Source organism: Archangium violaceum Cb vi76, assembly GCF_000733295.1.
GTDB classification, from domain to species: Bacteria; Myxococcota; Myxococcia; order Myxococcales; family Myxococcaceae; genus Archangium; species Archangium violaceum.
The window spans coordinates 1-13,745 of record NZ_JPMI01000296.1 but is presented as its reverse complement, the minus strand read 5'-3'; the positions used below and the strand labels follow the sequence as shown (position 1 = coordinate 13,745).

General features: G+C 69.9%; 9 protein-coding genes. 3 read left to right on the top strand and 6 right to left on the bottom strand.

The window, feature by feature from the left end; genetic code table 11:
- Positions 1 to 601: 601 nt before the first annotated feature.
- Complete coding sequence (locus Q664_RS40820; RefSeq protein WP_043409140.1) at positions 602 to 1,480, bottom strand: GGDEF domain-containing protein; 879 nt, start codon at positions 1,478 to 1,480, stop codon at positions 602 to 604.
- 147 nt (positions 1,481 to 1,627) lie between these two features.
- Positions 1,628 to 4,252: a carboxypeptidase regulatory-like domain-containing protein gene (locus Q664_RS59585; protein WP_043409138.1), complete on the bottom strand. Its 2,625-nt coding sequence runs from the start codon at positions 4,250 to 4,252 to the stop codon at positions 1,628 to 1,630.
- Between the two features lie 197 nt (positions 4,253 to 4,449).
- Between Q664_RS59585 and Q664_RS40810 the strand changes: the two genes are divergently transcribed.
- Together Q664_RS40810 and Q664_RS40805 are read left to right on the top strand one after the other, a co-directional pair.
- Entirely contained in the window at positions 4,450 to 4,743 is a 294-nt protein-coding gene (locus tag Q664_RS40810; protein ID WP_043409136.1) for a DciA family protein, read from the top strand.
- 2 nt (positions 4,744 to 4,745) lie between these two features.
- Complete coding sequence (locus Q664_RS40805) at positions 4,746 to 6,272, top strand: CAP domain-containing protein (protein WP_043409133.1); 1,527 nt, start codon at positions 4,746 to 4,748, stop codon at positions 6,270 to 6,272.
- Between the two features lie 60 nt (positions 6,273 to 6,332).
- On the opposite strand, the gene Q664_RS40800 is transcribed toward Q664_RS40805, so the two are convergent.
- Positions 6,333 to 6,566, bottom strand: coding sequence for a hypothetical protein (locus tag Q664_RS40800; protein WP_043409150.1), 234 nt, complete (start codon positions 6,564 to 6,566; stop codon positions 6,333 to 6,335).
- A 400-nt stretch (positions 6,567 to 6,966) separates the two neighbouring features.
- Between Q664_RS40800 and Q664_RS40795 the strand changes: the two genes are divergently transcribed.
- Positions 6,967 to 9,114, top strand: coding sequence for a lytic transglycosylase domain-containing protein (locus tag Q664_RS40795; RefSeq protein ID WP_043409128.1), 2,148 nt, complete (start codon positions 6,967 to 6,969; stop codon positions 9,112 to 9,114).
- 19 nt (positions 9,115 to 9,133) lie between these two features.
- On the opposite strand, the gene Q664_RS40790 is transcribed toward Q664_RS40795, so the two are convergent.
- The 3 genes from Q664_RS40790 to Q664_RS40780 form a co-directional block, all read right to left on the bottom strand.
- Positions 9,134 to 9,979 (bottom strand): hypothetical protein, encoded by an 846-nt coding sequence (locus Q664_RS40790; protein WP_075207654.1) that lies wholly within the window; start codon positions 9,977 to 9,979, stop codon positions 9,134 to 9,136.
- A 90-nt stretch (positions 9,980 to 10,069) separates the two neighbouring features.
- Positions 10,070 to 11,464 carry a DUF1552 domain-containing protein gene (locus tag Q664_RS40785; protein ID WP_043409122.1) on the bottom strand — a complete coding sequence of 465 codons (1,395 nt, stop codon included), beginning with the start codon at positions 11,462 to 11,464 and terminating at the stop codon, positions 10,070 to 10,072.
- Between the two features lie 2 nt (positions 11,465 to 11,466).
- A complete protein-coding gene (locus Q664_RS40780) occupies positions 11,467 to 13,743 on the bottom strand; it encodes a DUF1588 domain-containing protein (protein ID WP_425117464.1) in 2,277 nt (758 codons plus the stop codon).
- Between the last annotated feature and the right edge of the window lie 2 nt (positions 13,744 to 13,745).

The window sequence follows — 13,745 nt, the reverse complement described above, 5'->3', positions numbered from 1 at the left end:
CCTTCGTTCCGGCCAGGCTTCACGTGAAGACACACACCGGACAGGCACGCGCTGGCCCCTTGCTCCGTGCAGTCATCCCCCACCTGTTTCGTCGCCGCATCCGCCTTCTGCATGCGGCGCTCCGTAAGCACTTCCCGCACCTCCGGGGGCGCAACCACCACTTCGGGATCGCCCTGGGTCTTCCCACAGCCCACCCACAATCCCGTGGCAAGGCCCAGCACCCATACAATTCGTCTCATGAGTCCCTTCAATTCGAGCAACAGCGTTTGATGACACGCGTAGCGGTTCCATGGAGGTTCCGGCGGCAGGCCCTCAGCTCCCGCGAACGGGGGCGCCCAGCACGAGCCGTGCCAATCCCAGCAAGCAGCCAAGCGTCTGGATTCCTTGAGTCACCTACGGTGCGTCATCCAGCAGGTGACAAATCTCGTCAGGGGCTCTGACGGATTACGGCAAGGCGCCCAGAACGGAACATGACGCGTGTATGAGAATCCGAGACTCTGGATGAGTCCACCCGGGCGGGAGCAGCGACTCCTGCTCGACCCATGCCCGAAAACAGTGCCTCTTCACTTCCTTCTGGCACTTGTCTTTCAAAACAGACAGCTCACGCGCACACGCGGTTGCGGCCCCCGGCCTTCGCCTCGTACAGCTTCGTGTCCGCCGCCCGCTTCAGGTCCTCCAGGCCCCGGTGCTCCGGCGCCAGCACCGCCACCCCCAGCGAGATCGTCACCGGAATCACGTTCTTGTCGAACTCGAAGCGCTGCTTCTCCACCAGCTTGCGCGCCTTGTCCGCCATCTGCACCGCCCCCGCCTCGTCCACCTCCGGCAACAGCAGCCCGAACTCCTCCCCCCCGTACCTCGCGAATACGTCCTCCCGCCGGATCTTCGTCTTCAGCGTCGACGCCAGCTGCTTCAAGACGTAGTCCCCCGCCAGGTGCCCGTACCGATCGTTCACCTGCTTGAAGTGGTCCACGTCGCACATCACCAGCGCCAGGCTCCGCTCATACCTCCGCGACCTCGACACCTCCCGCTCCAGCGCCTCCTCGAAGTAGCGCCGGTTGTAGATCTGCGTCAGCCCGTCCATCGTCGTCAGCCGGTAGATCTCATCGTGGTACGCCGCCTCGATGTTCCCTCCCGCGATGAACTTGAAGATCGTCCGGCCAATCTTCACCAGGTCGCCGTTGTGCAGCGCCTTCTCGCCCTTCACCGGCTCGTCGTTCACGAACGTCCCGTTCGTCGACTCCAGATCCTTGATGAACACCCCGCGCCGCGTGTTCGCGATGCACGCGTGGTTGCGGCTGATGGACTCCTGGTCCACCTGGATCTCCGCCTTCGAGGAGCGCCCAATCAGCGTCTCCTCCCTGCAGAGATCGTACTTCCGGCCCAGCTCCAGGCCGTAGATGACCACCAGCGCCGCGTCGAGATCGACCGGCCGCTCCGAGATCTTCGAGATGACTGTGACGACCGTCTCGTTCTGCGCCATACCAGATAGGACGGTAGCACCCGGAAAACCCTGGCGGCCAGTTCCAGGGCCCAACCCGGGGTCCAGGCACCCTCACCCTGTCCCTCTCCCGGCGGGAGAGGGGTCGTTCGTCTCAAGAGTTGAGAGAGGGGCTCATGAGAGAGGGGCTCAGTGGATCGTCAGGGTGCGCTGGCGCGTCACCGGCGGGCTCAGCGCCACCCCCTCCGTGTCCACCAGCGTCGCGTTGAGCTGCACACCCGTTCCCGTACAGGTCCCGGGCAGTTGCAGTTCCACCTCGCCACGGCCTTCCACCACGTACCCGTCCACGGGCTCGCAACCCGTACCTCCCGCGAACGTCAGCCGCACGTAGCCCTCGTCCGCGAGGCCGCTGCCCACCCGGAAGCCCAGCACGCGCACCTTCACCTTCGAGCCCTTCGCCACGCTCTGGCCGTCCTCCGCCGGCTCCAGCCACGTCACCAGCGGCCGCCCGTACTCCAGGGCCGACCAGGCCACCGTCAGCTCGCCCAGGTGCTCCAGGTCCACCCCATCCGCCTCCACCAGTCCGTGCAGATTCACCGCCGCCCCCGCCGACGTCCCCGTCCGGCGTACCTCCAGCGCCTGCATCCCCATCGGCGAGCGCGAGCCCACCGTGTCCCCGTAGTACGTCCGGTCCTCGAAGCCACCGGGCGGCAACGGCAGCCGTATGCCCGTCCCGGCCCTCGCCACGTCCATCAGCACCTCCCAGCGGCGCTCCGACCGGTTCGTGAACACCGCGCGCAGCACCGTCGCCGCGGGCAGCTCCGGCGCTCCGAGGAAGCGCAACTGCCGGCCCTCCAGTCCACCCCCCGCCACCCGGTTGTAGTTGTAGCGCGCCCCCTCCGGCACCGTCAGGAAGGGCCCGCCCACCAGCACGGGCGTGTTTCCCTTCGGATCGAACGGCAGCTTCTGCAGCGTCCGGTGGATGAGCGCGCTGGAGGCCGCTCCCGCCGTCCCGTCACTGCTGGCCGCCGAGGACGTGGCGGTGATCATCAGCTCGTACGGGCTGCCCTCGAGCCCGTGGTGCGCGGGCGCCATCCGCACGCTCACCAGGCCCGGCCCCGGCAGGCCCGCCTGCGTGTCCGTGTTGTGGTCCGCTGGATTGGTGTTCACCCCCATGCCCAGGCCCAGCGGCACCACGCCCCGCCCCGGTACCCGCACCGCCCCCAGCACCGCCGCGCTGTCCATGTACCCCCGGTAGCTCGGCAGCGCCGGCACCCGCACCGCGAACTGGAAGCCCAGCCCCATGCGCTGGTCCTCCTCGAAGTCATGGTCCACCGTCACGAAGTGCGCCTGGTCCCGGAAGTCCGGCGCGCCCGTGTCCGGCTCCGGCGGCGTCTCCTTCAGCCGGAACTCCACGTCCCGCACCACCGAGGAGCTGAAGGTGCGCAGCAGGGGAATCGTCCGCGCCAGCAACTGCCCCACGTCCATCGTCCCGCCCGACAACAACGGCAGCGCGTTCAGCGGAATGTCCCCACCCAGCGCCCAGGCCGTCCGCGTGCCACACGCCCCCGCGGCCATCGCCTCCTCCGCGCTCTCCGAGCCCTCCAGCGCCGCGCCGCACACGCCCGCCAGCCCCTGCGCCGACACGTCCGTCACCGCCAGCGTGCTGCCCGGCAGCACCACGTACGCCCCCGCCGGCAGCGTCGCCTCGCGCGCCTGTCCGCCCATCGTGAAGGCCACCTCGCGCACCGGCCCCGCCAGCAGCGACGCCGACACGTCCGTCACCGCGTCCGGCGCCGACAGCCCCGCCAGCCCCGTTTGCATGTCCGCGCTCGGCGGCATGTTCCGGAAGGTGCCCTTGTACCCGCCGTACCGGTCCGTCGGGTTGCGCCGCAGCGGCAACGCCAGGTCCCTCGGACCCGCCGCGCCCTCGTGCGCCACCGTGAGGTAGCCGAAGTCCTCGTGGAACACGGAGACGCTCCCCGCCTCCGCCGGAGCCGCCAGTGTCACCACGCCGCTCGCGTCCGTCGTGGCCGTGGCCGTCACCGCTCCCGCCGCATCCGCCACCACCACCGCCGCTCCCCCGATGGGACGGCCCGTCAGTTCGTCCTTCACCACCGCGCGCAACCGCCCTGGCGCCACCGCCGCCTCCAGCACCGACACGCGCGCCGTGCACGTGGCGCCCCCTACCTGGGCCCGCACCGACTCCCTCGCCCCTTCCGTCGCCGCCGACAACACGAAGGCGGACTCCACCCCCGTCCCCCCGCCCTCCACCTCCACGCTCTCGTCCAGCGCCGTCCACGCCGCGCCCGAGGGCACCACCACCGCCCGGCCCGCCGCGTCCATCGCCAGCACCGAGAAGCGCGCCAACGTCCCCGCCCTCGCCACCACGAAGTCCGGCGTCACCCGGCATGCCGTCACCGCACTCGCCTCCGGCGCCGGCCCACACCCGCCGTTGCGGCACACCTGCCCCGCCGCCGCGCACTCCGCGTCCGCCGAGCACTGCGCCACCACGCACCGGTTGCTGTCACACCGGCAGCCCAGCGCGCTGCCGTCACACTCCGCGAGCCGGTACTCGCCCCGCTTCGCCGCCGTGCAGTCCTCCTGGCTCTTGCAGGCCGCCTTGCAGGTAGACGTCACCGTGTCGCAGAAGAAGAGCCCGGGATCCGGGCAGTCCTGATCCACCTGGCACGCGTCCGAGCGCGGTGTGTCGAACGGCGCTTCGGGCTGAAGCCCGGCGTCACCGCAGGCGGTCCAGAGACTCGAGAAGGACAAGAGGATGGCGCATAGCGCCGGACGAAGGGGGGGGTTCATCGGCGGCTCCAGTCAGGGCGAGGGAAGCGGCTCCCCCTGGGACTGTCAAGCGGGGTCGCCTCCCACCGTCTAGCCAGCTTCATGCCGGGCCCGGATTCCGCGTGGTTGCACGTCCGTCCCCCCTCCACCCCACGACACCGCCGCCCTGCATTCCCCCGTTGGCAGCCCCCCTCCCCCCGGCCGATGATTGGCCTCCCATGGCCCGGCGCGATCCCCAGACCCTCGACCAGCTCCTCCCCCGTGTCCTCGCCCGCCTGGCCGAGCAGTCCGGGAAGGGACGGGCCCTCGCCCCGGTTTGGGACGCCACGGTGGGGCCCCACATCGCCAGGCACTCCCGGCCCCACTCCCTCGAAAGAGGGACCCTCGTGGTCACCGTGGCCAGCGCCGAGTGGGCGCATACCCTCTCCCGCCAGCAGTCCTCCCTGCTCGAGCAGCTCAACTCCCGGCTCGGCGCCGGCAGCGTGTCCACCCTCGTCTTCCGCCTCGACTAGCGATGCTCGCCCTCGCCCTCAGCGTCCTCCTGGCCACTTCCCCCTCGCCCACCGCCATGGAGCAGCAGGCCTCGCGCCACGTCCGCCAGGAGTTCGAGCGCGTGGGCCGGCGCGCCCCCCAGGCCGATCCCTCCCTCACCCAGGCCGCTCGCAGGCTCGCGCGCGCGGCCCTCCACGAGAGCCTCTCCGGAGCCGTGGAGCTGCTCGCCCTCACCGAGGCCGTCAGCGACGCCGGCGGGGCCGACCCCAGCCCCCGCTCCTACGTCGTCCGCGCCTCCGTGCGGGAGCACGCCGTGGGAACCCTGCTCGACCGCAAGGACCTCAACCAGGAGCCCGCCTCCCATGTGGGCGTCGGCGTGGCGGTGGACGAGGAGCGCGCCGCCCTCGTCGTGCTGCTCGCCGAGCGCAAGGCCTCCCTCCAGCGCTTCCCCCGCGCCTTCGACAAGCCCGGCACCGGCCAGAGCCTCTGCGGCCAGCTCGAGCCCCCGCTGCGCACGTCCGAGGTCTACGTCACCCTCCCCGATGGCCGCGTGGAGCGCCCTCCCCTCACCCGCGAGTCCGGCCCCTCCTTCTGCACCCGCCTCGTCTTCCCCTCCGAGGGCCGCTACACGGTGGAGCTCGTCGGCCGCGGCGAGCGCGGGCCCGAGGTGGCCTCGCTCTTCCTCGTGGACGTGGGCAATTCCCGCGCGAAGGGCAAGCGCGAGCGCATCGTCGAGCCCACCACCGTGGAGGATGCCCGGGAGGCCGTGCTCGCGCGCATCAACGCCCTGCGCCGCGCCCATGGCGTGCAGCCCCTCACCCTCGAGGACACCCTCAACGGCGTGGCCCAGGCCTACAGCGACCGCATGGCACGCGAGGGCTTCTTCGCCCACGTGGCCCCGGATGGCTCGGACCTGCGCGGCCGCCTCACCGCCGTCGGCGCCCATTACCTCACCGCCGGCGAGAACCTCGGCATGGCCTCCGGCCCCCTCGCCGCCCACTTCGGCATCGAACACAGCCCCGGCCACCGCAGCAACCTGCTCGGCACCCAGTTCATCCATGCCGGCATCGGCGTCACCTTCCAGAAGGTGGACGGACGCGACCAGGCCCTGCTCACCGAGGTCTTCTCCTCCGCCGCCCCTCCCGCCCCCGCCTCCCCCGACTCTCCCGCCGCCGCGAAGAACCCGCGCGAGGAGGCCTACCAGGCCCTGGCCACCCACCGCGCCTCGCGCGGCCTGCCCGCCCTGGAGCGCAACCCCGTGCTGGAGCAGATCGCCCTGGACCATGCCCGGCGCGCGCTCGAGCTGGACCAGCCCCGGGTGCAACTGCCCGGCTCCCAGGTGCACGACCGCGTCTTCTCCGCCCTGCAATCGGTGAAGAGCGCCTCGGTGGATTTCTATGTGGCGGAGAGCCCCTCCCTGCTCCCGGAATCCAAGAGTCTGGGAGACCGGAAGAACACGCAGGTGGGCGTGGGTGCCGTCCGGGGTGACTCGCGGACCTACGGGCCGGGGCAGTACTGGATGGTCATCATCTACGCCGCCACGCGCTGAGCGTGGCTCCCGGCCAGCCGCCGGGAGCCCCATGCGCGGTGACAGTGACGGCTTGCCGCCTCAGATGGCGCGGCGCTGCGTGGCGTACGCCTCGATGCCCATCTGCGGCGGGGCCACCTGCTGGTTCATCTGGCACTTCACGCAGGTGAAGGACTGCCACCCACGGCGCACCGCCTCGTCGAGGCAGTTGTCGTAGTAGTTGCAGTTGAGATTGCGGTGCGTCTCGACACCAGCCCGCTTCGGGCCGGCCTCGGGGTTGATGGTCTGCGGCAGATCAGTCGGACACGGCTTCAGCATGGAACGGAGCCCTCCCTCTACAGCTGTTTCCCCCCCGAACGCATGGAGCCAACATCGGCCCGGAACGCGCGGTTACCTGCTTCGGCAACCTTCCAGGTCGTGCGGATGAAACGGCCGCACAACCTAAGAAGCGCCCCCTTTTTCGCAACGGGCCAGGACCGACTACGACCAGAAACACTCATTTCACGAATACCGGCAGCGAATGAATTGACAGCTGCCGAACAGCTGGTCCTGTCGTCGCGGGGGCCGATCTAGGGCTTGTCGGCCCGTCTGTCAAACCGCACCCTGTGCAAGCGCTTTCTGACGTGGTGAGTGCATGTAGGGTGGGAATAGGCGCGGCAAGCCCGAGGTTCTCCGCCCCTTCGCTTTCTCGAAGGAGGCGAAAAAGGAGATGCGAATGCGGCGGTGGACTGGAGCGGGGCTCCTCTCGGTGGTGGTGGGTACGGGTGCGTGGGCACAGTCCCCGGGGACCCTGGAGGCGGTCCGGCTGCACCGCGCCGAGGCACGCGCCCTCGCCCGCCAGGACCTGGAAGGTTGTAGGAGCACCAAGTGCGCCGACGCGGGCCGCATCTCCCTGCTCGCCGGGACGCTCGCCCTCGCGGAGGGGGACGTGGCGGAGGCGCGCACCCTGCTGACGGGCGCGTCCGTGTCCGAGCCGCTCCAGCCCTACCTGGCCTACTACCAGGGCCAGGCGCACTTCTACGCGGGAGACCCGGCGGCGGCCGCGGAGGCCTTCCGGCGCGCGGTGGACAAGGGGACGCCGGCCCTGGTGTCCCGCTCGCGGGCCCGGCTGGGTGAGGCGCTGCTGGCCGCGGGCAAGGCGAAGGAGGCCGCTCCCGCGCTGGAGCTCGCCGCCACCGAGGAGCCCTCGGCGGAGCTGCTCTACCAGCGGGCCCAGGCCCGGAAGGCCACGGGCAATGCCGCGGGCGAGAAGGCGGACCTGAAGACGGTGGCGCTGCGCTACCCCGCGCACCCGTACGGGGACGAGGCCCTGGCGAAGCTCGAGGCGCAGAAGCCGACGCTGAAGCTGACGCTGGCCGAGCACCTGCAGCGGGCGCGTGGGCTGTTGGACGCCAATGAGGCGAAGCGCACGCTGGCGGAGCTGGAGAAGGCCGAGGCGGCGAAGCTGGCGCGCACGAAGCAGGACAAGGCGCAGGTGGCGCTGGTGCGGGCCCAGGCGCTGTACGCCACGGGGAAGCGCGAGGAGGCGGAGCAGGCACTGGCCGTGGCGCGCCAGGGGCCGCCCTCGGTGGCCGCCGAGGCCGCCTTCGTCACCGCGCGCCGCGCGCTCAAGAGCGACGCCAACGACAAGGCCCGCGAGCTGATGGCCTCGGTGGAGAAGACCTGGCCCAGGGAGAAGGTGGCCGACGAGGCGGGCTTCTACGTGGGCTGGTTGGACTTGCAGGCCGGGCGCTTCGAGGAGGCGGTGAAGTCCTTCACGGCGTTCGACCAGCGGCACGTGGGCTCGCGGAAGCGGGACGAGGCGCTGTGGTACCGGGCGCTGGCGCACATCCGGCTGGAGCAGTACGGCAAGGCGCGCGAGGTGCTGGACACGCTGGTGGACAAGTTCTCGCGCAGCAGCCTGGTGCCGCAGGCGCGCTACTGGTCCGCGCGCAGCCACGAGCTGGAAGGCGCCAAGGCGGACGTCACCGGGCCCGCGTACGAGGCCGTCATCACCAGCGCGCCCAGCTCGTACTACGCGCTGCTGGCCTCGGAGCGGCTGCGGGAGCTGGGCCGCCAGCCGCCCGCGAAGTTCCCCGAGGCGCCCAAGCAGTTGGAATCGGGCGAGGTGCCGCCGGAGCTGAAGCTGGCGGTGGCGCTCACGGGAGCGGGACTGTTCAGCGACGCGGCCGAGGAGGTGCAGTCGCGCACCTCGCGCATCCGCAACCAGGAGCAGGCGCTGGCCTTCGCGCACGCGCTGTTGCGGCTGGGAGAGTACGGGCACGCGCACGCGGTGGCGGCGAGGCACCTGTGGGGCCGGGCCTTCGGGGCGCGGTTGCCCGAGGCGCTCGCGGCCTTCTATCCGCGCGCCTTCGCCAACGCGGTGGAGAGCGAGGCCACGCGCTACCAGGTGAGCCCGTTCCTCGTGTGGGCCATCATGCGGCGTGAGAGCGCCTTCCGTCCGGAGGTGGCGAGCGCCGCGGATGCACGCGGGCTGATGCAGGTGATTCCGCCCACGGCGCGGGCCATCGCGAAGAAGCTCGCGGAGCCGGAGCCGGCGCCCGCGGAGCTGTTCTCGCCCTCGCTGAGCATCCGGTACGGGTCGTGGTACCTGGGGCAGCTGATGAAGCGCTTCTCGCACCCGGCGCTCGCGGCGGCGGCGTACAACGCGGGCCCGGACGCGGCGGTGAAGTGGGTGAAGGAGAAGGGCACGCTGCCCCTGGACCTGTTCGTCGAGGAGATTCCGTTCCGCGAGACGCGCGGGTACGTGAAGCAGGTGCTGGCGGACCTGTACCTCTACCAGGCCTTCTACGGGAAGGAGGCCGCCACACAGCGGCTGTCCCTCACCGTCCCCTCCCCCGCCACCGAGGGCGTCAGCTTCTGAGCCTCCCCAGGCAACGGTGCTACTCGATGGGGCGTTGAGCCTGTTCCAACTCCCTGTCCCAGGCGGATAACTGCGCGGCCACCGAGTACTTTTCGGCGCTGGAGACATCCTCGAACTTCTCCGGCGGAAGCGCGCGCAGGCGCTCGCGCAAGAAGCCCGGGTCGCGGAGCACCTCGGAGTGCTTCAAGTCGTTGTCTCCCTCCACGATGACAGGAATCAACCGGAGCAATGCCTCCTGGCACTCTTCCCGGGTGGCGCGAGCCATACGCTCCACGGTGAGGGCAAGGTGCTCGCGGACAGCAGCGGGACCTCCTGGGCACCAGGCCTCCAGCGTCTTGCGCCAGAGGTCCTCCATGAGTTCTTCCAGCGTGTATTTCTTTCCAGACCAGAAGGCGTAACGAGGCGCCTGGAGTACATCCCAGAAGCGCAGCAGCGAGACGAGCCGATTCGCCATGCGCGCAGCACTCCACGGCGGAGGCGGCGACACGGCATGGCAGAGCGCCCCCCAAGGGGTGTTCAGGCAGAAGGACTCAAAGGCTCCCTCCATGCGCTGGCGCTCCTCCTTTTGGACGCCTTCGTCCAGATGGGTGGAGACCTCGGCGAACAGATGCACCCGCCAGCGCGGGTGGGCCCAGTCGAAATCCTCGGCCCCCGCGTGCATCACCAACACCTCCCCGGGTGACACCTGCCGCATCTGCCGGGGCTGGGGAAAGGCACCCGTCTCGAGGTACTCCCGGGCCCACCAACGGCCCTCGGTTCTCGCCTTGCGGAGGATGGCGGCGGTGGTGCCGTAGAGCCATGCTGGGAACTCGAGCACCGGGGCCTGTTCCGAGCCAGTGCGGTGTAAGGCTGAGGAGAGAAGCATAAGAAACTGGCCTGGAAGAGGTGTCAGGAACAGGCTCTTGGCCGAGCAGTTCCAACAGGGGCCCCGGGGCGATTCGCGTCGGGCCCTCCACTACCCGAGCAGTTCCGACAAGGGTCCCGGGGTAATCCGTGTCGGTCCCTCCGACCCGAAGGTGTTGAAGTCGAAATCGCCCGCCGCGTGGCCCAGGGTGTTGAACAGGTTCGACACCTGGCGATTCCGTGCCTTGCCCTCGGCCGGATACACCACGGTCCGTCCATCCGTCTTCAGCCCCAGCGCGTTGCCCCCGATGACGAGCTTGGGCCACTCCCGGGCCTCCGAGTGGTGCTGTTCGCCGTTGTCGGACATGAAGACGATCGCCGTATGGTCCAGCATCGAGCCTGACGCGCTGACCTCCGGCGTCGCCGCCAGCGCCCGCGCGAGCTTCGCCACCAGTGCCACGTGTTGCCGGGTCACCGCCGCGATGCCGGTCCAGTTGGCCGCGGTGTCGATGCCGTGCTGGAGATCATGCCGCCCGACGTTCGCGATGCTCGAGTCGTAGGCCACGTCGAATCCCGACGTCCCCGCCGCCAGCACCACCAGGTTCGTCAATCCGCCCAGCAGCGCGGTGGTGGCGATCTGGAATTGCGCCTCCAGCCACTTGAGTGAGTCGGGCGGCGTGGTGCCTCCCTGGAGCAGCGGGTTCACGGACGGATGGGGGGGCAGCAGCGGCCTCACCTGATCCGCCATTCCCTGCAACTGCGTCTCCCTCGCACGCAGCGTCTCGAGCGAGGCCAGGTACCGCTCCAGCTTCGCGCGCTCGTTGGAGTTGCCCTTGAAGGTCCCCAACGCGGCCTTCGTGTCCTCGCGTGCGAAATCGAAGAGCATCCGGCGCTCCTGGCCCACCGCCGCGCCAGACGAGAGCGAACCGAAGATCGTGTCGTACGCGAGCATCGGGTTCACCAGGATGCCGGCCGGCTTGCGCGGACCATACGCACACGTCTCGTAGACGATCGGAGTGCGTGCGGAGCTGGTGCCGAGCCGGATGGCGTCGAAGGGCGCGGTACGCTTGAGCCTCGGCGCCAGCACCGCATCCAGGGTGGCGGCCGAGCCATGCACCGCGCAGCTCAGCGCCCCCGACCCCGACGAGTGCCCTCCTCCGGCGATCGTCGACGACAACCCGAGCAGCACCGCCGACCGGCTCACGAGGGACTGCACGCCGCTGCCTCCGGCGAGCGGCCCCAGGCACAGCGCGCTGGACAGATCATCGTCCGTGCGGAGCAGCGCCGTCTCCGGATACACGTCGAGGAAGTTGTGCCGCTTGCCGATCCTCGGACCGAGGGCCGTGCGGGTCCCGCTGGACAGGAAGGTCTCGGGATAGATGCCATTGCACTCCAGCACCAGCACCAGCCGCATGGGCTTCGCCGTCTGGGCGAGCACCTCGCGGTAGAACGGCGCGAACAATCCAGCGGCCACGGCGGACTTGAGCAACGCGCGTCGGGTCAACATGGTCACTCTCCCTGCGCCGGCTGGCGGCGCGTCGTCCAGGTGTCGCTGGTCATCAGGGCCGACAGCAGGGCCTTGAACGAGCCATTCTTCTGGTCATAGGCCTGCTCCATCCGCGCCAGCGTGCAGGCGTCGCTCCGGTTCTCGTCGCGGCCCATGAAGTAGCGGAAGGCGTGCCGGATGAAGCAGCGCTTCACGTAGCCCGAGGCGGCGAGCTTCTCGCTGAGCTCCACCGCATCCCGCACGGGTCCGTTCAAGGCCGGGTCCGGCAGATTGTTCAACGTCACCTGTCCGGTGGGCGCCATCCATCCACCTTCGGGGGAATGGTCCCTCGTCCGCAGGTAGCCGGCATGGTTGTAGATCTCGAAGGTGTAGCCGAGCGGGTTCATCAGCGAGTGACAGCCCTGGCATTCGTTCTTGCCGGTTGCCTCCTCGAGCCGCGCGCGTGCGTTCTTGTTGGGCGCGTGAGGCCCCACCTGCGCCATCACGCGCACCTCGCTGAGCGGTGGCACATAGCCGCAGAGCAGGTTCTCCCGCACCCACTTGCCCCGGTGCACCGCCGAGGGATCATCCTCGAAGTTTCCGCCATGCGAGGCCAACCACGCCGGATGCGTCAGGACACCCGCGCGCTCCTTCTCCGGCAGCATCCGCCAGCGCGCCTCGTTGTTCGCGGCGATCTCCACCGTGGTTCCATAGGGCTGGCCCGTGTACCGCGTGGCGTTGCCATCGAAGCCCGAGTCCTGCGTCGCGGCGAGGAAGAACCGCCGGGACGTCAGCAGCGTCTTGAGAACCTCGGTATCACCCACCACGGCGCGCGCGACGAAATCGTCCATCTGCTGGATCAGCGTCGACTCGTAGCCGTAGTAACCGGTGAGCAGATTCTCCCAGGCCGAGGCCTGCGCGCGGTAGCCGCTCGGATTCCCATCATCGAAGGCGCTGGTCGCCTCCGGGCGCTCCTTGAAGATGGCCTCCACCTCCGTGTAGCCCAGCCATTGGCGGAAGAAGTTCGCCACGCCATCCGAGAGCCAGTACTCGCCCCGGCGGGGACGATCCTCGTCACCGAAGTCCTGGACCAGATCGAAGCGCGTGGGGTCCACACCGCCGGTGTTCCGCTCGATCAGCGAATTCACCACCTCCGGCAAACGAATCCCTCCATCGCGCGCCGCGTTCGCGATGTCTCCGTAGTGGCCGATGGAGGGGGCTGACGTGTTGGGCCACCTCCAGGTGGGAACCGCGCCCGGGCCCCGATCGCCCAGTGCATAGGCGAGCTGCTGCGCGAGCTCCCATTCACCGAGCTCGACCCGGCCGTTGTCGAGCGGCTTGCCCATCTCCTCGCGGAACAACGCTCCGGCCGACAAGGACGCCGCGGTGACGACTCGCGAGAGGCTGTGGGTGCGTGGACCCTGGCCTCCATCGCTGACTTCCTGCGCGAGCACCGACTCGGTGAACGCGGCCAGGCGATCCAGCTCATCCGCGCGAGCCGGCCGGTACAGCACGCCCCGCTCGAGCAGCGTGGCGAGGTAGTTGCGGATGCATGCGGAAGTCGGCCGCGCCTGCTCCCACATGCACCGCAAGGACCGGTCCTCGCGGAGCAGATCGAGCCGGTTCGAACCGGTGTAGGGCCCGGCCCACGTCGCGCCGTACTCGTCCACGATGGGGAGGATGATCTCCACCATGGATTCGTCGACCGTGTCGTCGGCGGCGTAGGTGCCGTAGGGAGAGCGCGGATTGGGATCGAGCGGGTTGTCGTAGAAGCTGAAGCCGGTCCACCCGCGCGTCACGGAGCCACCGACGTTGCGGGTCCACTGCCACCGGCTGATGCGGCGAAGGCGCGTGGTCGCGTCGGAGGTGGCCCCCTGGCAGGCGAAGAGCTCCTCTTGGGGAATCAGGTTCGGCGAGCTCACGGGGCCGTTGGTTCCGCCATCGGACTCGGCGCAGGCGGGCATTCCCGACTCGATCCAGGCGGCGAGGCTGGCCACTTCGTCTGAAGTGGCGGCGGGCGCGGGCGAGGGAGGCATCGGCAACGCCGTGTCCTGCATTCGCGCCAGACTGCGCTGGGCCGCCGTCCGCGAGGCATCCTTTGTAGAGGGCCGCCGCAGGTCTTCGAGCGAAGTGAGCGCCATGGGAGCCCCTCCGGTCGGCGTGGCTCCGTGACATCCGCTGCATCGTGTCTGCAGCGTCTCGAGCACCTGGCACGCGGCGGAGGGAGAAGTTCCGCCGTCACTCCCGCCGTCCGAGGCGTCCGGCCCCTTCGGGGAGTCTTCCGTGCACGCGCCGAGCACCA